Origin of the sequence: Bacillus sp. KS1, assembly GCF_020075515.1 — a bacterium.
GTDB lineage: Bacteria > Bacillota > Bacilli > Bacillales > Bacillaceae > Bacillus > Bacillus velezensis.
The window spans coordinates 36,761-58,758 of the sequence record NZ_JACAWW010000019.1 but is presented as its reverse complement, the minus strand read 5'-3'; the positions used below and the strand labels follow the sequence as shown (position 1 = coordinate 58,758).

Annotated in this window: 21 protein-coding genes and 1 other annotated feature; of the genes, 6 read left to right on the top strand and 15 right to left on the bottom strand. The window is 46.7% G+C overall.

Annotation, left to right across the window (positions count from 1 at the left end; all coding sequences use genetic code 11):
• Nucleotides 1-21: 21 nt before the first annotated feature.
• Nucleotides 22-204 (bottom strand): sporulation protein Cse60, encoded by a 183-nt coding sequence (locus HWY38_RS14000; protein ID WP_003152309.1) that lies wholly within the window; start codon nucleotides 202-204, stop codon nucleotides 22-24.
• Nucleotides 205-404: 200 nt separating this feature from the next.
• Here HWY38_RS14000 and HWY38_RS13995 point away from each other — a divergent pair, with 200 nt between their 5' ends.
• Genes HWY38_RS13995 through melA form a run of 5 tightly spaced genes read left to right on the top strand, consistent with a single transcriptional unit; the run spans nucleotide 405 to nucleotide 5,799 of the window.
• A complete protein-coding gene (locus HWY38_RS13995) occupies nucleotides 405-1,430 on the top strand; it encodes a LacI family DNA-binding transcriptional regulator (protein WP_224182059.1) in 1,026 nt (341 codons plus the stop codon).
• 41 nt (nucleotides 1,431-1,471) lie between these two features.
• Nucleotides 1,472-2,749 (top strand): ABC transporter substrate-binding protein, encoded by a 1,278-nt coding sequence (locus HWY38_RS13990; protein WP_224182058.1) that lies wholly within the window; start codon nucleotides 1,472-1,474, stop codon nucleotides 2,747-2,749.
• The gene (locus HWY38_RS13985; protein ID WP_199022105.1) at nucleotides 2,746-3,660 is read left to right on the top strand and encodes a carbohydrate ABC transporter permease; all 915 of its coding nucleotides are present in this window, start codon (nucleotides 2,746-2,748) and stop codon (nucleotides 3,658-3,660) included. The genes HWY38_RS13990 and HWY38_RS13985 overlap by 4 nt, the downstream gene beginning before the upstream one ends.
• The gene (locus HWY38_RS13980; RefSeq protein ID WP_224182057.1) at nucleotides 3,657-4,478 is read left to right on the top strand and encodes a carbohydrate ABC transporter permease; all 822 of its coding nucleotides are present in this window, start codon (nucleotides 3,657-3,659) and stop codon (nucleotides 4,476-4,478) included. The genes HWY38_RS13985 and HWY38_RS13980 overlap by 4 nt, the downstream gene beginning before the upstream one ends.
• 22 nt (nucleotides 4,479-4,500) lie before the next feature.
• The gene (melA, locus tag HWY38_RS13975; protein WP_224182056.1) at nucleotides 4,501-5,799 is read left to right on the top strand and encodes an alpha-galactosidase MelA; all 1,299 of its coding nucleotides are present in this window, start codon (nucleotides 4,501-4,503) and stop codon (nucleotides 5,797-5,799) included.
• Nucleotides 5,800-5,834: 35 nt separating this feature from the next.
• Here melA and HWY38_RS13970 read toward each other — a convergent pair whose 3' ends face one another.
• The 4 genes from HWY38_RS13970 to HWY38_RS13955 all read right to left on the bottom strand — a co-directional run bounded on the left by HWY38_RS13970 (nucleotide 5,835) and on the right by HWY38_RS13955 (nucleotide 9,999).
• Nucleotides 5,835-6,311, bottom strand: coding sequence for a GNAT family N-acetyltransferase (locus HWY38_RS13970; RefSeq protein ID WP_224182215.1), 477 nt, complete (start codon nucleotides 6,309-6,311; stop codon nucleotides 5,835-5,837).
• 84 nt (nucleotides 6,312-6,395) lie between these two features.
• Nucleotides 6,396-6,707, bottom strand: coding sequence for a rhodanese-like domain-containing protein (locus HWY38_RS13965; protein WP_003152299.1), 312 nt, complete (start codon nucleotides 6,705-6,707; stop codon nucleotides 6,396-6,398).
• A 116-nt stretch (nucleotides 6,708-6,823) separates the two neighbouring features.
• Nucleotides 6,824-9,238 (bottom strand): leucine--tRNA ligase, encoded by a 2,415-nt coding sequence (leuS, locus tag HWY38_RS13960; RefSeq protein ID WP_007613214.1) that lies wholly within the window; start codon nucleotides 9,236-9,238, stop codon nucleotides 6,824-6,826.
• A 109-nt stretch (nucleotides 9,239-9,347) separates the two neighbouring features.
• Nucleotides 9,348-9,561 (bottom strand) — a binding site (T-box leader).
• Nucleotides 9,562-9,663: 102 nt separating this feature from the next.
• Nucleotides 9,664-9,999, bottom strand: a complete 336-nt coding sequence (locus HWY38_RS13955) for a DUF4257 domain-containing protein (RefSeq protein WP_015418038.1) — start codon at nucleotides 9,997-9,999, stop codon at nucleotides 9,664-9,666.
• Between the two features lie 388 nt (nucleotides 10,000-10,387).
• On the opposite strand from HWY38_RS13955, the gene HWY38_RS13950 reads away from it, so the two are divergent.
• Entirely contained in the window at nucleotides 10,388-11,173 is a 786-nt protein-coding gene (locus HWY38_RS13950) for a PAS domain-containing protein (RefSeq protein ID WP_045208545.1), read from the top strand.
• 41 nt (nucleotides 11,174-11,214) lie between these two features.
• Here HWY38_RS13950 and HWY38_RS13945 read toward each other — a convergent pair whose 3' ends face one another.
• The 10 genes from HWY38_RS13945 to HWY38_RS13900 form a co-directional block, all read right to left on the bottom strand.
• Nucleotides 11,215-12,399 carry an MDR family MFS transporter gene (locus HWY38_RS13945; RefSeq protein WP_224182055.1) on the bottom strand — a complete coding sequence of 395 codons (1,185 nt, stop codon included), beginning with the start codon at nucleotides 12,397-12,399 and terminating at the stop codon, nucleotides 11,215-11,217.
• A gap of 196 nt (nucleotides 12,400-12,595) precedes the next feature.
• Complete coding sequence (locus HWY38_RS13940) at nucleotides 12,596-13,315, bottom strand: TIGR02206 family membrane protein (protein WP_224182054.1); 720 nt, start codon at nucleotides 13,313-13,315, stop codon at nucleotides 12,596-12,598.
• Nucleotides 13,316-13,422: 107 nt separating this feature from the next.
• A complete protein-coding gene (locus HWY38_RS13935; RefSeq protein ID WP_082998863.1) occupies nucleotides 13,423-15,363 on the bottom strand; it encodes an FtsX-like permease family protein in 1,941 nt (646 codons plus the stop codon).
• Nucleotides 15,360-16,112 (bottom strand): ABC transporter ATP-binding protein, encoded by a 753-nt coding sequence (locus HWY38_RS13930; protein WP_007613227.1) that lies wholly within the window; start codon nucleotides 16,110-16,112, stop codon nucleotides 15,360-15,362. Before HWY38_RS13930 ends, HWY38_RS13935 begins: the two co-directional genes overlap by 4 nt.
• Before the next feature lie 105 nt (nucleotides 16,113-16,217).
• Nucleotides 16,218-17,222 (bottom strand): sensor histidine kinase, encoded by a 1,005-nt coding sequence (locus HWY38_RS13925; protein WP_224182053.1) that lies wholly within the window; start codon nucleotides 17,220-17,222, stop codon nucleotides 16,218-16,220.
• Nucleotides 17,215-17,910 carry a response regulator transcription factor gene (locus HWY38_RS13920; protein ID WP_014305616.1) on the bottom strand — a complete coding sequence of 232 codons (696 nt, stop codon included), beginning with the start codon at nucleotides 17,908-17,910 and terminating at the stop codon, nucleotides 17,215-17,217. Before HWY38_RS13920 ends, HWY38_RS13925 begins: the two co-directional genes overlap by 8 nt.
• Before the next feature lie 63 nt (nucleotides 17,911-17,973).
• Nucleotides 17,974-19,284 (bottom strand): ABC transporter permease, encoded by a 1,311-nt coding sequence (locus tag HWY38_RS13915; RefSeq protein WP_003152283.1) that lies wholly within the window; start codon nucleotides 19,282-19,284, stop codon nucleotides 17,974-17,976.
• Nucleotides 19,274-19,969: an ABC transporter ATP-binding protein gene (locus HWY38_RS13910; RefSeq protein ID WP_003152281.1), complete on the bottom strand. Its 696-nt coding sequence runs from the start codon at nucleotides 19,967-19,969 to the stop codon at nucleotides 19,274-19,276. The genes HWY38_RS13915 and HWY38_RS13910 overlap by 11 nt, the downstream gene beginning before the upstream one ends.
• A gap of 15 nt (nucleotides 19,970-19,984) precedes the next feature.
• Entirely contained in the window at nucleotides 19,985-20,968 is a 984-nt protein-coding gene (locus HWY38_RS13905) for an ABC transporter permease (RefSeq protein ID WP_224182052.1), read from the bottom strand.
• A 36-nt stretch (nucleotides 20,969-21,004) separates the two neighbouring features.
• Nucleotides 21,005-21,991, bottom strand: coding sequence for an ABC transporter permease (locus HWY38_RS13900; protein ID WP_020954285.1), 987 nt, complete (start codon nucleotides 21,989-21,991; stop codon nucleotides 21,005-21,007).
• Nucleotides 21,992-21,998 lie beyond the last annotated feature (7 nt).

The window sequence follows — 21,998 nt, the reverse complement described above, 5'->3', positions numbered from 1 at the left end:
CGGCATTTCGTCCGGGCTTTTTTATTTTCGGTATAAAATGAGAGCGGAAAAACAATAAAGCTGCTCACCTTCAGGATCACAGGCCGCCGCTACCGTATATTTAATATCAACGAGCTGTTCATCAGAAATCCCCTTTAAAAATGTATTGACTTCAGTCTGCAGATCCTTTTCATGCTCCTCATCAAAAACAGCTATCTTCAGCACATCACCCTCTCCTTTCTCTATCAATTTATTCCGGTTCAATTGAAATATGATAGAGAAAAACAGATTTTCTTTTTTACTGATTTTTACTAAAAGTAACCGAAAATAGTTGTTGAAAACGCTTACTCACGTATGATAATATCACTTTAACAATAACCAGGTCATTTCTATTTAGTGAATATTTAGTAAAAAGGAGATGCGAAATGGTCCGTCTCAAAGATATTGCCTTACAGGCATCTGTATCCAGCGCGACAGTATCGAGAATTTTGAATAAGGATGACTCTTTAGCCGTGACTGATGAAACAAGAGAAAAAGTTCTGAAGATCGCCGATGAGCTGGGCTATCAGCCGTCGGCAAAAAGACGGAAGAACCGCAGCCGCAGCGATTCAGCGCCCCTGATCGGCGTTGTCAGCTGCCTGTCACCCGAAGAAGAACGGCAGGATCCTTATTTTTCAGCGATCCGAAAAGGCATTGAGGAAGAATGCTTTCGGCAAAAAGTTTTTATCACATCTTCTATCCATCTCGGTTCTTTTCAAGAGCATATGTTTCACGAACTGGACGGCGTGATCGTAATCGGCAGCCTGCAAGACGAGGCGCTTACGAACATCAGCGCCGCTTTCAGGCACGCGGTATTTGTTAACGGCACCCCCGATCCCGCCCGCTACGATTCCGTCAGCGTGGATTTTTATGCCGCAGCGCAAAAGGCGATAGAACATCTTCTGTCGCTCGGTTACCAGCGGCTCGGTTATATCGGCGGCCGGGAGCGGGAGCATACCGTCATAGACGGTGTAAACAGCAATAAAACGATTGAGGATAAGCGTCTGACCGCTTTCTTACAAATGGCCGGCGGCGAGCCGGAGCATGTGCTGATCGGCGAATACAGTATGCACGAAGGGTTCCGGCTGATGAATGAAGCCATCAAAGGCGGAAGTCTCCCCGATGCCTTTTTTATCGCAAGTGATTCGATGGCTGTCGGCGCTTTAAAAGCCTTGCAGGAAGCCGGTCTTCAAGTCCCGCGCGATACGGCGATTGTCAGCTTCAACGGAATTGATGAGGCAGAATACGCCAGCACGCCGTTATCAACGGTAAAAGTATACACGGAAGAGATGGGCCGGACGGGTGTCAAATTGCTTCTCGACCGTTTAAACGGCAGAACCGTCCCGCTGGCCGTGACGCTCCCCACTTCATTGATTGTCAGACAAAGCTGCGGCTCACAAGAAAGGAGGTGACGTGTCCCGCAGCGTTTATATCATATTTAAAGGAGGAAAAGATGAAACGCTTACTGGCTTTGTTTCTTTCTTTTACTTGCATGATACTTCCCGGCTGCTCGGCAGAACAGAGCGGCGCCGGAGAAAAGCAGAAAACATTGACAGTCTATTCCACCATATCCTCAGACAGCGAACGCGCCGTATTCAGAAAGTTGGCTGATTCATTCCAAAAAGAACATCCGGACATTCAAGTAAACGTTCATTTCCCAGGCAATGACTACGAAAATATGATGAGGGTCCGAATGGCAGCCGGTGACATGCCCGACCTTTTCGACACACACGGCTGGGCCAAAATCCGCTACGGAGAATATACCGCCGACCTCAGCGGCATGTCTTGGACGAAGCGGCTCGATCCGAATTTAAACAGCATGCTTAAAGACGCCAAAGGCAGAATATACGCCTTCCCTCTGAATCAGGCAAAGGACGGACTGGCCTACAACCGCACGCTGTTGAAAAAATACGGAATCAAACCGCCGGAAACAATGGATGATTTTATGAAGGCATTGAGACATATTAAAGAAAAAAGCGGCGGAACAGTCACCCCCTTCTGGTTTGCCGGCTATGAGAAAAGCTCATTTGCCCAATATTACGATCAATTCGCCGCACCGCTTCTCATCACAGATCCCGCACACCGTTACAAAAAACAACTGTTAGACGGAACCTTCCGCTGGACACACTTCACCTATTTATCTGACAAACTGAAAGAGATGCAAAAGGAAAACCTGCTCAATATAGATGCCGTGACGGCAAAACGATCCCAGCTCATTGAACTGATGGCGCAAAACAAAATCGCCTTTACGCTGCAGGGCGGCACCCTCGGCCAAGACGTCGCTCAAATCAATCCGAAGGTAAAAGTCGGCATCATACCGACCCCGGCCGTCCACAAGGGAGACGCGCCGGTTTGGATCGGAGGCGAACGTTACACGCTGGCGGCATTCAAGGATTCCCCGCGGCTTAAAGAAGCGAAACAGTTTATCGCATTTATGGCCCGCCCCGAGCATGCAAAATCAATTGCCGAAGCGACCTCGCTTCCGGCCGGATTAGTGAATGTGCAAACGGATATTTTCTACGCAAATGACTATAAGCGCTATCAGCATATTAAGGTGCAGCCTTATTTTGACCGCCTTTATTTGCCGAACGGAATGTGGGATGTGATGGGAACAGCCGGGCAGGAGCTGATGGCCGATATCTTAACCCCCGCTGAAATTTCAGCGAAACTCGGCAGGGAATATAAGCGGCTCCGGCTTCAATCTGATTCACGGGGAGCTGAAAAAGAATGAGTGATCTTGCAAGAGAAACCCAAGGATTTCAACATCAAAAGCCGGTAAAATCCGCGTCACTATGGTGGATGTACGTTCCCGCTCTTGCCACGGTTTTTATTTTCATGATTTTTCCGTTTGTCAAAGGCGCTTTTATCACATTTACAAACTGGAACGGCTTCTCACAGACGTATCAATGGGTGGGAGTCACTCAATATAAAAGGCTTTTTACAGATCCGGACACGTGGCTTGTTGTGAAAAACACTTTGCTTTACGGCATCGGAAGCACTTTTTTTCAGAATATGCTCGGACTTTTATATGCGCTGCTTTTGAATCAAAGCCTAAAAATGAAGGCGCTCACAAGAACGATCGTCTACCTGCCCGTCATTATCAGTCCGCTGATAATGGGATACATTTGGTATTTTATTTTCTCATATGACGGGGGTGCGCTGAATGATGTGCTTGGCGCACTGGGAATCGGTCCTGTCAACGCCTTGGCAAGCCCTGCGGCAAACCCGTGGATTATCGTGATGATTAACACGTATCAATACGCAGGCATTGCGATGATTGTATATTTGGCGGGGCTGCAAAGCATTCCGAAAGATTATTACGAAGCCGCAAAAATGGATGGCGCGGGAGGTCTTCAGCCGTTTTTCACCATCACCCTGCCTTTATTGATGCCGGCTGTCACCATCAACATGGTTATCAATATCATCGGCGGGCTGAAGCTGTTTGATGTCATTTTCGCGCTGACCGCAGGCGGGCCGGGCAATTCCTCTCAATCGATGTCGACGTTTATGTATGATTTATATTTTAAACGGCAGGATGCGGGATATGCCGCCGCCCAAGGCGTGTTTATGTCCGTCATGATTCTTGTCATCAGCTTTTCGGCGCTCGTGTATTTCAAGCGAAAGGAGACGGAAATGTCATGAAAACAGCCCGAATGCGTATTTTTACGCTGTTGGCAGCCGTTATCTCGTGCATTCATATTGTCCCCTTTTATATTTTGCTGACCACGTCATTAAAAGCAAAAGGAGACTACAGTTCAAAATGGTCGCTGCCAACCGCCTTTTCTTTTCAAAATTTTCGTGAAGCATGGGAACGTGCCTCTCTCGGGCAATCCTTTCTGAACACGATCATCATTACAGCCGTTTCCGCCGCTTTGTTAATTTTCATGGGTTCGCTTGCCGCATACCCTCTCGCAAGAAGAAATACAAAGCTGAACAAAATCGTCTTCGGCCTTTTGATTTCAATCATGATCATCCCGCCTTTGACTTCCATGGTTCCTTTATACAAGATGGTCGCTGATGCGGGGCTGATCAATACGCATGCCGCAGCCATTCTCATTAATACGGCTGCATATATGCCGCTGACCGTTTTCTTATATTCAGGGTTTATCCGCTCTTCCATTCCGAAAGAGCTTGAGGAAGCCGCCAGGATGGACGGCGCGGGATTGATCAGGACTTTTTATACAATCGTGTTTCCTTTGTTGAAACCGATTACCGCAACGGTCTGCATTATTTCCTGCGTGTTTATCTGGAACGATTACCAATTTGCGATTTTCTTTTTACAAGATCAAAAGGTGCAGACATTGACCGTGGCCATGGCGGGATTTTTCGGCGAAAACGCGAACAATCTTCACTTAGTCGCCGCAGCCGCAATTATGGCGATGCTGCCGATGGTCGTATTGTTTTTGGCACTTCAAAAATATTTTATCTCAGGGCTGTCCTCCGGAGCGGTCAAAGGCTGAGAAGAAAAGGGAGGAATTTTTGTTGAAGAAAATTACGTTTATCGGAGCGGGGAGCACGATTTTCGCAAAAAATGTACTGGGGGACTGCTTACTGACTGAAGCATTAAACGGGTTTGAATTCGCGCTTTATGATATTGACGCTGTACGGCTGAAAGAATCCCAGCTCATGCTGGAAAACATGAGAGACCGCTACAATACGAGTATATCCATCATCTCCTACGATGACCGAAAACAGGCGCTGAAACACGCCGGCTATGTGATAAACGCCATTCAGGTCGGCGGTTATAAACCCGCGACGGTCATTGACTTTGACATCCCGAAGCGGTACGGTCTCCGCCAGACGATTGCCGATACCGTCGGAATAGGCGGCATTTTCCGTTCCCTTCGCACCATCCCCGTTTTATTTGACATCGCAAAAGACATGGAAGAGGTCTGCCCGGATTCGTGGCTGTTAAACTATACAAATCCGATGGCCTCTCTGACCGGAGCGATGCTCAGACATACAAATGTAAAAACGGTCGGCCTGTGCCACAGCGTCCAGGTATGTACCAAAGATCTGTTTGACTCACTCGGCATGGATCACGAAGGGACAGTAGAACGCATTGCCGGCATCAACCATATGGCTTGGCTTTTGGAGATTAAAAAAGACGGAATTGATTTATATCCTGAAATTAAAAGACGGGCACGCGAAAAACAAAAGACGAAACATAAGGACATGGTGCGGTTTGAGCTAATGGATAAATTCGGCTGCTACGTAACGGAATCATCTGAGCATAATGCCGAATATCATCCGTATTTTATAAAAAGCCGGTATCCGGAGCTGATAGATGAACTCCAAATCCCGCTTGATGAATATCCAAGGAGATGCGCGGAACAAATCAACAATTGGGAAACGATGAGAGACGGCATCATCAACAACCAAAACCTGACGCATGAACGCTCGAAAGAATACGGTTCGAGAATTATAGAAGCAATGGAGACGGGCCGTCCGTTCACATTCGGCGGCAATGTGCTGAATACCGGGCTGATACCGAATCTGCCGGCGAAAGCGGTCGTTGAAGTGCCTTGCACAGCCGTCAAAAACCACATTATGCCGTGCTATTCCGGCGAACTTCCGGAGCAGCTCGCGGCGCTCAACAGAACAAACATTAACACACAGCTTTTAACCATCGAAGCGGCCGTTACATTAAAAAAGGAAGCCGTATATCAGGCGGCCATGCTTGACCCGCATACGAGCGCCGAGCTTTCCATGAATGACATCATCTCTTTGTGCGACGACTTATTTGAAGCGCACAAAGACCTGCTTCCGGCTTATCACTGATCATTCGCGATCCGGTCCTGGGCAGGCCGGACGCTTTATATGTTCAGCACCAGTTTGACCGTCTGTAAAGTGTGTCCTTTAAAATCTTCTTCAAATTCACATACCCATTGAAACCCTTTCGCTTGATAAAAGGATAAGGCGATGCGGTTCTCTTTTTCTGCATGGACATAAAGCTTTTTTACCCCGCCGGACTGCCTGATGCATTCTTTAAGGAGTGCCGTGCCTATCCCGCTTCCCTGGCAATCCGGGTCAATATAGATGGCGGTCAGCTCCGCATTTCCGTCTTTTTGAACCGGGGTGGCATTTGCAAAACCGAGCACTCGCCCCTCTTCTTCTGCCACAAAGAACAGAGAATGCAAGAGCCGGCGTTCCATTATCTCATCCTGATAGGCCGATTCGAGAAACTGATCCTGAATGTGTCTGGGAATAATCCCTTCATACGTATGATGCCAGCTGCGTTCTGCGACTTGCCGGACCTGTTTGATATCGTTTGTTTTCATCGCGCGGATCATCGGTTTCACCTGATTCGCCTCCCGTTTTTCTATAAAAAAAGAAGAAAAAGACGCACGTCCCTTTTCTTCTTTCACTTCAAAGCGTTATTTCTTCGGCTTTGTTTCGCCTTCCCACTCCAGCATGCCGCCTTCAACATTAACCGTACGGAAGCCCTGCTCATGTAAATACATACAAACGTTCATGCTTCTTTTTCCGGAGCGGCAGATAAATACATACTCCTTGTCCTTGTCTAACGCATCCATCTTCTCAGGGATGTCTCCCATGCGGATGTGAACGGCCTCCGGAATCATTCCTTCGGCAACTTCTTCGTCTTCTCTGACATCAATCAGATACAGCTCTTCTCCCGCTTTTAATTTTTCTTCCAGTGCGGCTGTGCTGATTTCATTTATTTTCAATGTATGACACTCCCATTCATCTTTATGGTGTTAAGTATACCAAAGCCCGCGGTGCAATTTCTATGATAGAGGCCTGATAAAAAAGCCCCTCTCTGTTGGAGAGGGGCTTCGTCCGGTCAGTTTGCCACGATATTGACAAGCTTGCCCGGTACGGCAATGATTTTTCGGATCGTTTTTCCTTCAAGCTGCTCTTTTACTTTTTCGTCAGCTTGTGCGAGCTGTTCTAACGCTGCTTTATCAGCATCAGCCGGAACCATTAATTTCGCTTTTACTTTTCCGTTCAGCTGGACGACGATTTCAACTTCATCATCCACCAGTTTTGATTCGTCATAAGCAGGCCAAGCCTCGTATGCAATTGAACCTTCGTGGCCGAGTTTTTCCCACAGTTCTTCAGCCAAATGCGGCGCAATAGGAGAAAGCAGCTTCACAAAACCTTCGATATAGTCTTTCGGCAGTTCATTCGCTTTGTAAGCTTCATTAATGAAGACCATCAGCTGAGAAATGCCCGTGTTAAAACGAAGGGCTTCGAAGTTTTCTGTCACTTTCATGACCGTTTCATGATAGACGCGCTCAAGAGTTTCGCCCGCGCCTTCTGTCACTTTGCCCGTAAGCTCGCCGTTTTCCTCGATAAACAAACGCCATACGCGGTCAAGGAAGCGGCGCGCTCCGTCAAGACCTGATTCAGACCAGGCGATAGATGCATCAAGCGGTCCCATAAACATTTCGTACAGGCGGAGCGTATCTGCTCCGTGAGACGCCACAATTTCATCCGGATTGACGACGTTTCCGCGGGATTTACTCATTTTTTCATTGTTTTCCCCGAGAATCATTCCTTGGTTATACAGCTTTTGGAACGGTTCTTTCGTCGGCACGACACCGATATCGTAGAGGAATTTATGCCAGAAACGCGCGTACAGAAGGTGAAGCACGGCATGCTCCGCTCCTCCGATGTAAATATCAACGGGCAGCCATTTATCCAGTTTCTCAGGTGAAGCGAGCTGATCCGGATTTTTCGGGTCGATAAAGCGGAGGAAATACCAGCAGCTTCCCGCCCATTGCGGCATCGTGTTCGTTTCTCTTCTGCCTTTTTTGCCCGTTTCAGGATCAGTGACTTCCACCCACTCTTTAATGTTGGCAAGCGGTGATTCACCTGTTCCGCTCGGTTTGATTTCATCGGTTTTCGGCAGAATCAGCGGCAGCTCTTCCGCCGGAACGGCTGTTGACGTGCCGTCTTCCCAATGAATAACCGGAATCGGCTCGCCCCAATAGCGCTGGCGGCTGAACAGCCAATCACGCAGACGGTATGTCACTTTTTTCTCACCGTTTTTCGTTTCTTCAAGCCAGGCGATCATTTTTTCAATCGCTTCCGCTTTATTCAGTCCGTTCAGAAAGCCGGAATTGACATGCTCACCGTCTCCCGTGTACGCTTCTTCTTCCGTGTTTCCGCCTTTTACGACTTCTTTGACAGGCAGGCTGAACACTTTGGCGAATTCAAAATCACGTTCGTCATGCGCCGGCACGGCCATTACAGCGCCCGTTCCGTAAGAGGCGAGGACATAATCCGCTATCCAGATCGGCAGCTTTTCTCCGTTTGCAGGGTTTACGGCATATGCGCCTGTGAAGACACCCGTTTTTGTTTTCGCAAGATCCGTCCGTTCCAGGTCACTTTTCGCCTGAACTTCTTTAACATAAGCGTCTACCGCTTCTTTTTGTTCAGGCGTCGTGATGGCCTCCACAAGCTCATGCTCAGGAGCCAGTACGGCATAAGCCGCGCCGAACAGCGTATCCGGTCTTGTCGTAAACACCGTAAACGTGTCATCAGTGCCGTCGATGGCGAAATGCACGTTTGCGCCTTCTGAGCGTCCGATCCAGTTGCGCTGCATGTCTTTAATGCTTTCCGGCCAGTCAAGTTCTTCTAAATCTTCAAGAAGCCTGTCCGCATAAGCGGTGATTTTCAGCATCCATTGTCTCATCGGGCGGCGTTCAACCGGATGGCCGCCCCGCTCGCTTTTGCCGTCAATGACCTCTTCGTTCGCAAGCACCGTTCCGAGCGCCGGGCACCAGTTGACCGGCACTTCGTCTACGTAAGCGAGCCCTTTTTCGTACAGCTTGGTGAAGATCCACTGCGTCCACTTGTAATAGTCCGGATCAGTCGTATTGATTTCACGATCCCAATCGTAAGAAAATCCGAGTGATTGGATCTGGCGGCGGAAATTATCTATATTTTGTTTTGTGAACTCAGCCGGATCATTCCCCGTGTCAAGCGCGTATTGCTCGGCAGGAAGCCCGAATGCGTCCCATCCCATCGGATGAAGCACATTGTACCCTTGCATGCGTCTCATGCGCGAAAGGATATCGGTTGCCGTATAGCCTTCCGGATGTCCGACATGAAGGCCGGCTCCTGAAGGATACGGGAACATGTCAAGCGCGTAAAACTTCGGCTTGTCATTCTCTTCACTGACGGCGAACGTTTTATGATCCAACCAGTAATTCTGCCATTTCTTTTCTATTTTTTCGTGCTGAAAACTCAACGTAAAAACCTCCTTCTGATTGAATACGGCGTATGTAGTCCAAGTATTGACGGGATGAGGAAGATTATATTCAGATTATTCTAAAACTAAAAAAAACTCCCTCATCCCAAAAAGGGACGAGAGATTTTTATTTCCCGCGGTACCACCCTCGTTAGCGCGGTTTTAAGCCGCACTCACTTGATACTTTTAACGCAGTTATGCGTCAGCGGTTTTGCCGCTGCAACTCTGAGGCGAGTTCGGAAACAGACTTGATTGACTTGCACCGGCCGTCAACTCTCTGATTGCAAAATCTGCTTCTTACTGCTCCTCTTCACTGTTCTTATCGCTACCGTAATCTTACCTGTATTTTATAGAATTCTGTTCATAAGTGCAAGCAGGTTTGTATACAATGGGAATGTACCCAGAACGGGTCATGAGCGGGGATATTATTTTGATGGAGGATTTTTTTGCTGGTGTGGTTTTGCTTCGGCCGAATCACTGTTTTGTTCTCTGACAAAATCAAAGCTCCTGAGAACAGCTTCTCCGCCGTAGCCTGCGATTATGGATAAGATGACGAGTTGAATTCCTGAATCGGGGTCAGCGGATAAGACAAGTAAGATGGAAGCAGCCATTCCGATAAAACCATCTTCCAAAAAACCGAGATAGATAAACCGCTTTGTCATTCTGGGTTTCTCCAGCCTGCCTCTCTTTTTCACATGACCGAGAACCCCCATGATGCCTCCAATTACACAAGCAATTATTACCTGATGCAGCATCTTCATCACCTTCCTAAAGCCCTTATTTAGTAAAGCGACTTCAGGCCATCCAGCCCCCTTACGAATACGATGATATTCGATATCTACATACCGGCGATTGAGCAGGAAAGTAAAAAGCTTGTTTCTTCCATTATATGTGAACACATGATCGGTAAGCTTGATGCATTAGATTCATTTTTCACCCAGTGACAATGACCTAGTCACTTACTTAGCGATGATGTGCCTTCCCCTTATAGATTCAGTGTATATGAGGACAAGCCCGAATGACAAATTGCAAACTCCGGCTGCTTGAATCAGAACATATGTTATGCTACGGTTACTGTAGATTCATTTAAAAAGGGGAGAAACAACGGCTGAAAAAGCGCACAGCTTTACGGCCAAAAGGGGGTTTTACATGGCTGACTCAAATGTATCCGGAAAACTGGAGCAGCTGGAGCTTATCAAAAAGGCGCTTGATCACGCACGCATCGGCGTGGTGATTACAGACCCCTCTCTTGAGGACAATCCCATCATATATACAAATCAGGGATTTATGGATATGACAGGCTATTCTTCAGAAGAGATATTAGGTAAGAACTGCAGATTTCTGCAAGGCAAAGAAACCGACCGTCAACAAGTCGCGAAAATCAGAAAGAGCTTAAACCAGAAAGAAAAGATCACGGTGCGGCTGAAAAACGTCAAAAAAGACGGCACCCCATTTTGGAATGAACTCAACATTGATCCTCTGTATGTTGAAGACAAGCTCTATTTTGTCGGTTTTCAAAAAGACATCACAGAGCAGAAAGAATACGAAAAGCTCCTTGAGGATTCCCTCGCAGAAATCACGACGCTGTCAACGCCGATTGTTCCGATCCGAAACGGCATCTCCGCTTTGCCGTTAGTCGGAAATTTAACGGAAGAACGATTTGATTCAATTGTGACGGCTTTGACAGACATATTAAACGCATCTAAAGATGATTACTTAATTATAGACTTATCAGGTCTGGCCGAGGTAAACGAACAGACCGCAGACCAGATTTTCAAATTGCACCACCTGCTTAAATTGATCGGCACGGAATTGATTATCACCGGGATCAAGCCTTCCCTCGCCATGAGAATGAATCAGCTTGATGCCAGCTTTTCTTCATTAAAGACGTATTTAAACGTTAAGGACGCCGTCAACGTGCTTCCGGTCGTATAAACAAAAAAACCCCGCCGAAACAGCGGGATTTTTTTATGTCGTCATCGCACTTGGACGTTTTGTTTATTAACGGTTTTCAGGCGTTTGTCGTACAGCACCGTCGCTGCGATGCTGACAACAAGAAGCACCATCAGGATCAACAGCAGCACGCTCATTCCGTACTGATCAACCAGCACGCCGCCAAGGAGCGGCCCGATCATTCTGCCGCCCGTCGCCGCACTGTTGACAAATCCTTGGTAAAAACCTTCTTTCCCCTTAGGCGCAAGCTGATTGGCAATGGTAGGCACGGCAGGCCAGACAAGCATTTCTCCGACGGTTAAAATCACCATTGCGGTGAGGTACATCGGAAATTGCTTGGCGCTGAGAAGCACGCCGAACGAGACGATAAAAATACAAAAGCCGATGACCATCTGCGTTTTTAACGCACCGGACCATTTTTTCAGAACAGCTCCTATGAGAGGCTGTCCGGCGACAATTAATATTCCGTTTACGGTCCAAAGCACACTGTATAATGAAAGCGGCATACCGATGCTTTGAGTATGTGACGCAACGGTTGTGGACCACTGCGAATAGGCAATCCACCCGAGAACATACCCGCCGCTCAATATGAGAAGCGCCGTAAATTTCGTTCTGCTGCTGACAGGCTCGTAGTCCAGAACAGAGACCTGGCTCGCATTTCCGGTTTTGATATTTCGAAACCCGAAAAATACGATAAGGAAAAACAGCACATACAGCAAAGCATTGGCTAAAAACACGTACGTAAACGAGTACGCCGCAACCATCCCGCCGAGTGCCGAGCCCACGGCGACACCTGCGTTCTGAGCTACATAAATCGCATTAAAAGCTCTCCGCCCGCCTTCTTTCCATACCGCTCCCGCCATGGCATAACTGGCCGGAAACACGATACCGGAACCGAAGCCGACAATGATGAGCAGCCAAATATAAACGGGCCATTGGTGAAACAGAACGAGTCCGAGAAGACTAGCCAATGTGATTATAATGCCCAGCATAATGGATTTGAATCCGCCGATTTTATCAAACAAAAATCCGCCGCATAAATTCCCCGCCACACTGGCGCCGGAATTCAGCATCAGAACAATCCCCGCAACAGTCAGCGATTTCCCTAAATGATTATGAATATAGATCGTATTCAGCGGCCACAAAAAAGATGCGCCCGTCACATTGATAAACATTCCGATGATTAATATCTTCAAAGCGCGCGGCATACCGATCCCCCCTCTCTCTATAAAAAACCCCATGAAAAAACGGAAACCGCAAACCGCGGCTCCGTATCGAACACGTTATCATAGCACATTCATTCTATCGCCGCGGACGTCTTTTTTCAACATCAGAATCTGAAAAAAATAATGCCGGAATGTTGAAAAAATTACAAATGATTGGATTCACAAAAACAGGCCGGCCTCATGCTCTTTTCCTCAGCAGCCAAAACGGAATATACAGAATGAAAAAGCTCAATATCACCGCCGCTTCCATTGATAGAAGATACCACGGCCAAGGTCCGAAAACGTTCAGAAGCGAAGCGGTCTTCGGTTTTTTCATTAAATATAGGTAATTTGCATTCAGCCTACGATCAATAAAAAAGACACACGCCCCGTACAGATTTACGATCAGCACCGATACCCACAGCCCGCGCGCCGACGGCCTGTACCTTTCTGAAGCGGCCATGAATAGACAGGTAAGAAAAACACAGCCGTGGGAGACGAAAAACACGATGTACCGAAAATGAGGGAAAGAATACGCCCCTAAGTCAGGTGTTGCCATCGCCTGTATGGCGCTGCCCAAACCGGCAAAATAGAGGAAAGCGAACAGTTTTTTGCTTTTTATCATGACCATCAGCATCGCCAAATAGACGGAAAGGTCGCTCAGCTGCAGCGGCAGAGCTGTTTTCAGCGACCAGGCATGATGACAAAGCAGCCATATATGATAGCTGATCTGCGACACGGCAAGGAGAATGAACAGTACATAGCGGAAAACGCAATTCGACCGGCCGTGGTTGAGCTTTTTCCGGAATACGATCACGCCCGCCCCCAGCAATACGATGATCAACAGCGTGAAAATGTGTTCCTTGGAAAAAAGATGAAAGGCCCCTGTTTCAGATTTCAATTGAAAATACTTCTGCATAAGGCTCCCCCGCGCGAAAAAATGACGTATGTCTATTCTTTTAAAAATCGCTTTCTTCTATTCATACAAAAAAAGCCTCCGCTTATGCGGAGGCTCCTCAACTTGTTTTACAAGGCGGATTGAATGACCTTTTTATAGTATAGCACCGACAGCATGCCGAAGATGGAGTACAGCAGCGTATACAGCGCCATGACGATGATCATCGGCGTCCACACTTCCGTTCCGAATAAAAACCATCCTGACTGAACGGCAAAATAGCTGTGGAACAGCCCGAGAACGAGCGGAATCCCGAAATGATACGCCTGCTTCCGGCGGATGCCTTTCAGCAGATCTCCCGTTGTGAAGCCGAGCTTCCGCAATATCGTGTAATCAGCCTTCTCATCCTCACACTCGCCCATTTGTTTAAAATAAAGGATACAGCCTGAGGTGATCAGAAAGGTTAATCCCAAAAAGCCGACAATAAACATGATCAGCCCCATGTTTTTCTTTTGGGTGTCAGCCGTTTCAAATTGCGAAAGCGCGCCATCTGAATAGTGTTGCGCCTGAAACAGGCCATCAGCTTTTTGGATGTCCTCTTCACGTTTGAGTGTAATGCCGAAAAACCGATTTGATTTTCCCTGAATGGACGGGTCGATATCTTTCTCGATCCGATCAAATACCTGCTGCGTGACGATAACGGTCGGCAGCCCTCCGCTTGTAAATGTATATGACAGGAGGAAGTCGTTCTTCAAGCCCTTATACGCCAGCGGTATTTTATCCGTTTTGCCGTTTATATCAATGGAACCTGACGTTTTCAGGTCGAGAAATCTTTTCATCATATCATTATATCCGGTAAACACGGCTTCTCCGTCAGAAAGCTCCGTCCCTTCTGCGTCTTTCTCGCTTATAATCGGCAGCGCCAAGCTGGACGGGTCTTGTTGAAAGCTTTTCATATCGCCGTTTATGATGTTCTTCATATTGACACCGGCTTGAATGGTCTTGATTGTTTTCACTTTGTGTTCAATTCCGTTTTTCTTCAATAGAGCGGTAAATGAGTCAGTCTCCTTTTGGTTATCAAACGCAAAGTCCGCGGCTGTATTTTGCTCAGCCGATTTTTCCGCGGAATAGTACGAAATATAGCTTAAAGACAGCAAACCGATTGCCAGCGCCGAAAGAGTCGTAATAATCGTCAGCAGCACGGCGTTTGACTTCATCCGGAACATGATGGATGACAAAGACAGCACTTCACTGACATTCAGATACCCGCCTTTTGATTTTCGGATGAGATTTGCCAGAAAGCTGACCGAACCTTTATAAAACAGATAAGTTCCGATAATGACCGAGCCGAGAATAAACACCATGGCCGAAAACAGTTCATTCATGCTCGTAAAACTGCCTCCGAATAAATCCGCGGACACGGCATAGCCGGCGATAATGGCCGCAATACCGACAACGCCGATCGACATCTGCACCCAAGAAAGCCGTCTTATGCCGCTTTCTGACGATGACGCGGTTTTAAATAAAGACAAAATGCTTTGCCGTTTAATAAATAAGTAATTCATCAACATAATCAGCAGGTAAATTGCCCCGAACACAATTAACGTCTGAACGAGCGCCTTGCTTGAAAAAAACAGTGAGACAGAGGCTTTCACACCGACTGTATGAAACAGCATCATCATACATAATTTCGAGAGAGAAAAGCCGGCAAAAATACCGATCCAAATCGATCCGAAATACAAAATGAAATTTTCTGTGCTGAGTATGCGGAAAATGTGCATTTTCGTCATGCCGATTAATCGGAATAAGCCGATTTCCCGGCCGCGCCGTTTAATAAAAATGGTGTTGGCGTATAAAAGAAATACCGACACGATCGCCACAAGCAGTACAGAGGCGGCCCGGATTGCCGCCGCTCCTTTTATGGAGCTTTTCATTTCATCAAGCGCCGGATCGTATTGCATCGTGACAAACGCGAAATAAAGGGCGGCGCTGAACACCAGCGCAAAAACGTAAAGGTAATAGTTTTTCATATTCTTTTTCAGGTTCTGGAAGATCAAATGATGAATACTCATGCCTGAACTCCGCCCAATACACTTTGCGTTTTCATAATATCCTGAAAAAAGTCCGGTCTGTCCTGGCCGCCTTTATTCAGCTGTGTATACACACGGCCGTCTTTAATGAAAACCACACGTCCGGAATAGCTGGCGGCAACCGGATCATGCGTCACCATCACAATGGTGGCGCGGCGTTTTTGATTCAGACGGCTGAGTTTATTCAGTAAATCCATGGCAGCCTTTGAATCGAGCGCTCCGGTCGGCTCATCAGCAAAAATAATGCCCGGTTCGTGAATAACAGCTCTTGCGGCAGACGTCCGCTGTTTTTGCCCGCCGGAAATTTCACTCGGATACTTATGTCGCAAATCATAGATCCCAAGCTCCTCTGCCGTCTCGGCAAATCGCAGGTCCGCCTCTTTCTTAGACATTTTCGTAATGGATAACGGCAGGAGTATGTTTTCCTTCACGGTCAGCGTGTCCAATAAATTATAATCCTGAAAAATAAAGCCGAGATGCCGTTTTCTGAATTCGGCAAGCTGTTTTTCTTTCATGGATGTAATCTCCGTCTCATTCAGTTTAATGGTCCCCGCGCTCACTTTATCAATGGAGGAAAGCACATTCAAAAGGGTCGTTTTCCCTGATCCCGACGGGCCCATAATGCTGACGAATTCCCCTTTGTGAATCTGAAGATCAATTCCTTTCAGCACCTCTTGTTTATTCAGTTTGTTTCCGTAGCTTTTTTGGATATTGCCTGCTTCTAAAATCATCGCGTTATGATTCTCCTTTTACATTGGTTATCTTTATTTTAAAAACAGAAGCCGTTTTTTTCGTTTGATTAAGCGAACAAAAGAGAAAAGCATGTGACACTTTTGTCACATGCTGAACATGCTGACGGCATCGTTCTGTTTCGGAAACACCAAGGTAAAAACCGTGCCGCTTTCCGGCTCAGAGCGCACGCTGATCTGGATGAGAAGCGGAGCCGCGGCTTTTTGAGCCAAATACAGACCCATCCCCGTTGACGCGTGATCTCGCCTCATTCGCGTCGAGGTAAATCCCTTTTCAAAAATGCGCGGAAGATCTTTGGGCTCGATGCCGATGCCGCGGTCTTCGATATCCACATGCACCCGGCCGTTTTGTTCATAGCTTTTTACGGTAATGTCATCCGCCTCACTGTATTTGACGGCATTGCTTAACAGCTGCCTGATGATGAAGGAAAGCCATTTTCCGTCACTGTGAACGTCTGATGAATCGAGCTGAATGTCAAACCCGATCCCTTTTTGTATACACCATGATTGCAGATTTTTAATTTCTTTGAAAACGAGCGGTCTGAGCTGAATGCGCTGGAATGATAAATCATTTTCAATAAAGGACAATCGTTTCTGATGAAGCTGCTGGTCCAGGAGATGGTGAATCCGCAGCCATTCATACAGCAAAGGGGCTTTCAGCGGCTGTTCATCAAGGCGCTCAATCATGAGATGCATCGCTGTCAGCGGTGTTTTGACCTCGTGAATCCATGACATCAGATCGTCCTTTTCATGCTCTGACGCCGTCTGAAGATGAAGTGAACTTTTTCTTAACTGCTCTGTCTGCCCTTCAATGCTTTCTTCAACGATAGACTCAAACGGACTTTCAGGCGCTTTAAGATAAGACATGTCTAAATTGGCGTCCCACTCTCTTAAGCTTTTATAATAGGCGGTCTCTTTACGATAGCGGAACAAGAGAAATACAAGAAACACAAGAAGTGACAGGTAAACGAAATACAGCACCGAAAGAAACGGAATAGACGGATCAATATATGCCGCAAAAAGGAGCACAGCCTGCTGAAAAAGATACATCGCAATCCAGCTTTTTCTTTCGAGCAGAAATGATTTAATCATAAAGACCGTCTTCTTCCTTTGCGATGTATCCCTGCCCCACCTTAGTTTCAATCATTTTTCCGATGCCTAATTGATCGAGTTTTTTCCGCAGCCGGTTGACATTCACCGTCAGCGTATTATCACTGACGAAACGCTCATCATTCCATAGGCTTCTGATGAGTTCTTCCCGGCTGACGATTTTATTTTTCTGCTCAGCCAGCAGTTTTAAGATCAGCATTTCGTTTTTGGTCAGCTCGACCGAACCGTTTTTACGGCTGACCGTGTTGGTTTCTGTGTCAATGACCGCCCCGCACCATCTTTTCATCAGCGCCGGTTCTGTGCCGTATTGATGCACACGGCGGAACACCGCCTGTATTTTCGCGATTAACACATCAAAGTGAAAAGGCTTCTGAATAAAATCATCTGCCCCGAGCTGCATCGACATGACCATATCCGCGGGATGATCGCGCGAGGACAAAAAGAGAATCGGCACGTTTGATTGGGAGCGTATCATTCTGCACCAATGAAAGCCGTCAAATTTCGGCAGCTGTACATCAATGATCACCAAATCAGGCTTAATTTCAGTAAACTCCCGTATGACCCGGCTGAAATCCTTTATTCCGTGCACCGCAAATGACCAGCCCGTTAATCTCTCCTTCATCTCGTGAAACAAAGTGTTATCATCTTCTATTAACAAAATGTGAAACATGGTATCCGCCCTTTTCTGATAGATAGAGGAAAAACCGGCTGATGTCCAGCCGGCTTTTTTCCTTTACAGTTCTCTTCTTAATGCGGTCAGAACGTTGGTTTTTGTCGCTTTGCGGGCCGGATTCATACCGGAAATCACCGCGACCCCCGCACAAATGACAACTGCGATCACAACGAGGCTGAGCGGGATGTAGGAGAAGGTATAATGAAGATCTTCAGCTCCGGTATTTCCCCCTACCGCTTTCAAAATAACCGGCACAGCCAGATTGACGGCAAAACTCACTCCGTAAGAAATGATAATCCCGATGACAGAACCTAATATCCCGATATAGGCGCTTTCCATCAGGAACATTCTGCGGATGATGGACGGGCTTGCGCCGATCGCTTTCATAATCCCGATTTCCTGCGTTCGTTCCGTCACCGCCATCGTCATCGTATTGAAAATACCGATGGCTGAAATCACGACGGCGATAAAGCCGACAAAGATCAGACCGATTTTAAAGACGAGGAAAAAGGTGTTGACGCCCTTCAGCTCGGTTGTGACAGATCTGACATAAAAGCCGTCATCTGTGAGGTCATGGGTAAGCTGATCGACATGATCGAATTTGTCCGCATACACATTGATGCTTTTTTCCGCATTTCCATTCTTCAGATCCAAGAATGTCGAGAAGTCTTTCTTGAATTGATCACTCACAAAAATATTTGTATCCTCCATCCAATCTTGGGACGGTTTTTTTGTAATTCCGACTACTTTGAAGTCGTACGTTTTCGTTTTTTCAACGTCTCCGTCTTTGTTTGTTTTGGAGATGCTCAGCTGTATCGTTTTATTAAGCAGGTCTTTCGTATAGCCTTTTGGTTTTTTCACCTCCGACATGTCGCCTTGGTGATCCTTTAACTCTTTGTCGTAAGCGTCAGCCTCTTTTTTCGTCAATAGGTTCTTCGCAAAATCATAGCCGACCACGATTTCATTCTCTGTACGGGCGACTCTTCCCTGATCAAGCTCCATATTGGCTTTGACTTCATCTTTCATGTTTGTCAGCACAATGGCTGAATCTTCATTTGTTCGGTTTCCCAATGACGCTTTGTTCGGTTCATACACTTGTGTTCTCTCAACGACAGACTTGACATTTTTATACTTTTCCAAGTCTGATTTCTTCACGGCTTTTCCGTTCTCTTGGCCGAGCACATTGATTTCCGTAACAATCTGCTGGCTCATCGTAATGTCTGTAATCGTTTTTTGGATGCCGAATCCGACGGAAGCCAGCACCACTAAAAACGCGCACGCCATTGTCGTCGCCAGCACCGTCATGAAAACACGCAGCCGGTTTTTCTTCATATTTCTTCTGATAAAGTGAATCTGATCCTTAAATCTCAACAGTAACGCCCCCTTTTAATACACCGTCATGCAGCTGGAATTTTGAATGCGCGATCGAAGCGACTTCATCGTCATGCGTAATGATGACAAATGTAATCCCGCGCTCCCGGTTCAGCTGCTGAATTAATGCAAGCACCTCAAGTTCCGTTTCTGAATCGAGGCTTCCCGTCGGCTCATCGGCTAAAATAATTGACGGATTTAAAATGAGGGCTCTTGCGATACTGACACGCTGCTGCTGGCCGCCTGACAGCTCATTCGGATAATGATTCGCATGATTCTCAAGTCCGACCCGTTTCAGCATATCTGCGACTTTCTGCTTGCGTTCAGACGGTTTGACGCCTTTTAAGGCAAGCGGCATTTCAACATTTTCATAGGTTGTCAGACTCGGAATGAGCTGAAAGCTTTGAAAAATAAAGCCGAAATGCCCGAGGCGGAACTGCGCCCACTCTTTTTCATTGAAACCCGTCACATCAGTGCCGTTAATGACGATACGGCCCTTTGTCGGCGCTATGTATCCCGAAATTAAATTCAGAAGCGTTGATTTTCCGGAACCGCTCCGCCCGACGATACAGGCAATTTCCCCTTTTTCAACGGTCAAAGAGACATCCTTCAGTACCGGAACCTCACTCTCTCTGCCTTTCCTGCCGATTTTAAATGAATGATCGATATGCTGTACCTCTATCACGTACACCACTCCCCCTTATATCTGTTTCGTTTTTTTATAGATGAAGTAATAATTAATGAAAAACCCGATAACCGCACCGATGAGCATGCCGAATATGTAGCCGGTATACGAACGGTTATAAGCATATCTGCATACCCCCGCACTTCCCAGCATACTGAGCGACATGACGAGCACTTGAATGATGCGTTCAATGTGTTTGCTCAGGATAAAATGTCCGCTTCGTTCATTCGGCATTTTCAGGAAATTCACATAGCCGAATAGATAGAAACAAAATCCCATTAATGCGGAGACGAACAATGCGTGTTTCATGTAATACATCCATGATGTATGGATGTAAGCGGCAGGCATGAAATAGATCAGAAATCCGCTCCAAGGGAAATCAATATCCGGCACAGCCTGCCTGCCAAAAAGGAACTCGGCGTTTAATAGGTAAATCGTCATAACCACGATCGGAAAGACGGAAACCGTGAACGCTGTGATCAGCTGCGCCGCTAAATTGCCCGTTATCGTGCCGGCAGCTGTCACTAATGCGTAAATCATCAAGCTGATGACCAGCATCCCTGCGCTGAATGATTGAAAATGATGGACAGCGTCAGGTTTAAGCGCTAGGAACAATATGTCGGATACTCCGTAAGAAACAAACTGTGAGCCGGCTAACACGGCTGCTCCCAAGAAAAACTTCGTATGAAATATCCGGCTTCTCGAATACGGAAGACTCAGTGTAAACATCCTTTCAGACCGGCTTCCTCTTATCAGAAAAAGCCCCATAACAACCGGCGGAATGAAATGAAGCCCAATCAAATTCCGATAATTGCTGTAATCGATGCTGAATGTACAAACTGACCCCGGGTACAGCTGAAGTGCACGTAAACAATCCTTATAGTGAAAATACTCATTTATAATTGCCAAAGGGCCTAAGATAGATAAGAACCCCGCTGTAAGGAGCAGCAGCGTCTGCCGCTGCTTCCATTCTTTATAAAGCAAACCGCTAATCGGCACCTTGCCTTCCTCCAAACTGCTCATTTTCAAACAGATCTACATATGCTTTGACTTCCTGTAAACCGTAAAATAACTGATGAAAAACCCGATAATCGCGCCGAAGATAATGCCGGCTAAATAGCCGAACATCGTGTCTGTGACCCCATATCCGAAAACGCCGAAACCCATAACAGCAAAGGCAATCACCAATATCTGCACCGGACGGTCCAATTTTCTCCAAAGAAAGAATCTGCCGTTCCGTTCATTCGGATGTTTCAGAAAGCTGACATAACCGATCAGATAAAAGACAAGGCTCATCACAATCGGAATGATTAAAACCAAATCCCTTTCTCTGATCCAGTCGTTAAACACATATCCAATAGGGGTTACAAATATAAAAAGACGGGATTCGATATAACTGCTGATAAAAGAAAATTGATCTCCGACACTAAAATCGAAAACGACCTCCAAATTCGCGGCCGGCAGACCGATGAGTAAAAAGGGCAGAACCGTTACTGTAAACGCCGTTAACAGCTGGGCGAATATCTGTCCCGTTAATGCGCCGGATGCCATTAACAAGGCGTAAGCCATAAAACTGATGACAATCATTCCGATTGAAAAATGATCAAAATCGTACGTATGGCTCGGTTTCAGCAAAGATATCAGCAATGACGCCGCTCCATAGCCTATCGCCTGAGGAACAACAATGACTGCCCCGCCGAGCCAGAATTTCGTCTGAAAGATTTGGCCTCTGCTGTAAGGCATGCTTAACAAGGCATCCATCGTTCCCTTTGTCCGTTCCAAGCCTAATAAGAAGACGGCAATGATGACACTTACAATCCAGCTGAAGGAAAGAGGCGACCCATTCGTATAATTGACAACGAATTCACAGTCTTGAAGAGCTGGGTTATTCAAACATTCTTGATATGTTGAGTAGTTGTTATAAACCATAAAAGGGTTTGCCGCCATTAAAAGAATGCCGCTGCATAAAAACAACCACTGATTTTTTTTCCATTCTGTGTACAACAATCCCCGCGGTATCATTCCGGTC

Excerpts from the sequence above, each read along its gene's own strand:
- HWY38_RS13940 (WP_224182054.1), bottom strand. The coding sequence starts at position 13,315 with ATGCAGAAGTATTTTCAATTGAAATCTGAAACAGGGGCCTTTCATCTT.
- HWY38_RS13955 (WP_015418038.1), bottom strand. The coding sequence starts at position 9,999 with ATGAAGATGCTGCATCAGGTAATAATTGCTTGTGTAATTGGAGGCATC.
- HWY38_RS13945 (WP_224182055.1), bottom strand. The coding sequence starts at position 12,399 with ATGCCGCGCGCTTTGAAGATATTAATCATCGGAATGTTTATCAATGTG.
- HWY38_RS13995 (WP_224182059.1), top strand. The coding sequence starts at position 405 with ATGGTCCGTCTCAAAGATATTGCCTTACAGGCATCTGTATCCAGCGCG.
- HWY38_RS13900 (WP_020954285.1), bottom strand. The coding sequence starts at position 21,991 with ATGATACCGCGGGGATTGTTGTACACAGAATGGAAAAAAAATCAGTGG.
- HWY38_RS13980 (WP_224182057.1), top strand. The coding sequence starts at position 3,657 with ATGAAAACAGCCCGAATGCGTATTTTTACGCTGTTGGCAGCCGTTATC.
- HWY38_RS13930 (WP_007613227.1), bottom strand. The coding sequence starts at position 16,112 with ATGATTTTAGAAGCAGGCAATATCCAAAAAAGCTACGGAAACAAACTG.
- HWY38_RS13935 (WP_082998863.1), bottom strand. The coding sequence starts at position 15,363 with ATGAGTATTCATCATTTGATCTTCCAGAACCTGAAAAAGAATATGAAA.
- HWY38_RS13970 (WP_224182215.1), bottom strand. The coding sequence starts at position 6,311 with ATGATCCGCGCGATGAAAACAAACGATATCAAACAGGTCCGGCAAGTC.
- HWY38_RS13985 (WP_199022105.1), top strand. The coding sequence starts at position 2,746 with ATGAGTGATCTTGCAAGAGAAACCCAAGGATTTCAACATCAAAAGCCG.
- HWY38_RS13950 (WP_045208545.1), top strand. The coding sequence starts at position 10,388 with ATGGCTGACTCAAATGTATCCGGAAAACTGGAGCAGCTGGAGCTTATC.
- HWY38_RS13920 (WP_014305616.1), bottom strand. The coding sequence starts at position 17,910 with ATGTTTCACATTTTGTTAATAGAAGATGATAACACTTTGTTTCACGAG.
- HWY38_RS13925 (WP_224182053.1), bottom strand. The coding sequence starts at position 17,222 with ATGATTAAATCATTTCTGCTCGAAAGAAAAAGCTGGATTGCGATGTAT.
- HWY38_RS13990 (WP_224182058.1), top strand. The coding sequence starts at position 1,472 with ATGAAACGCTTACTGGCTTTGTTTCTTTCTTTTACTTGCATGATACTT.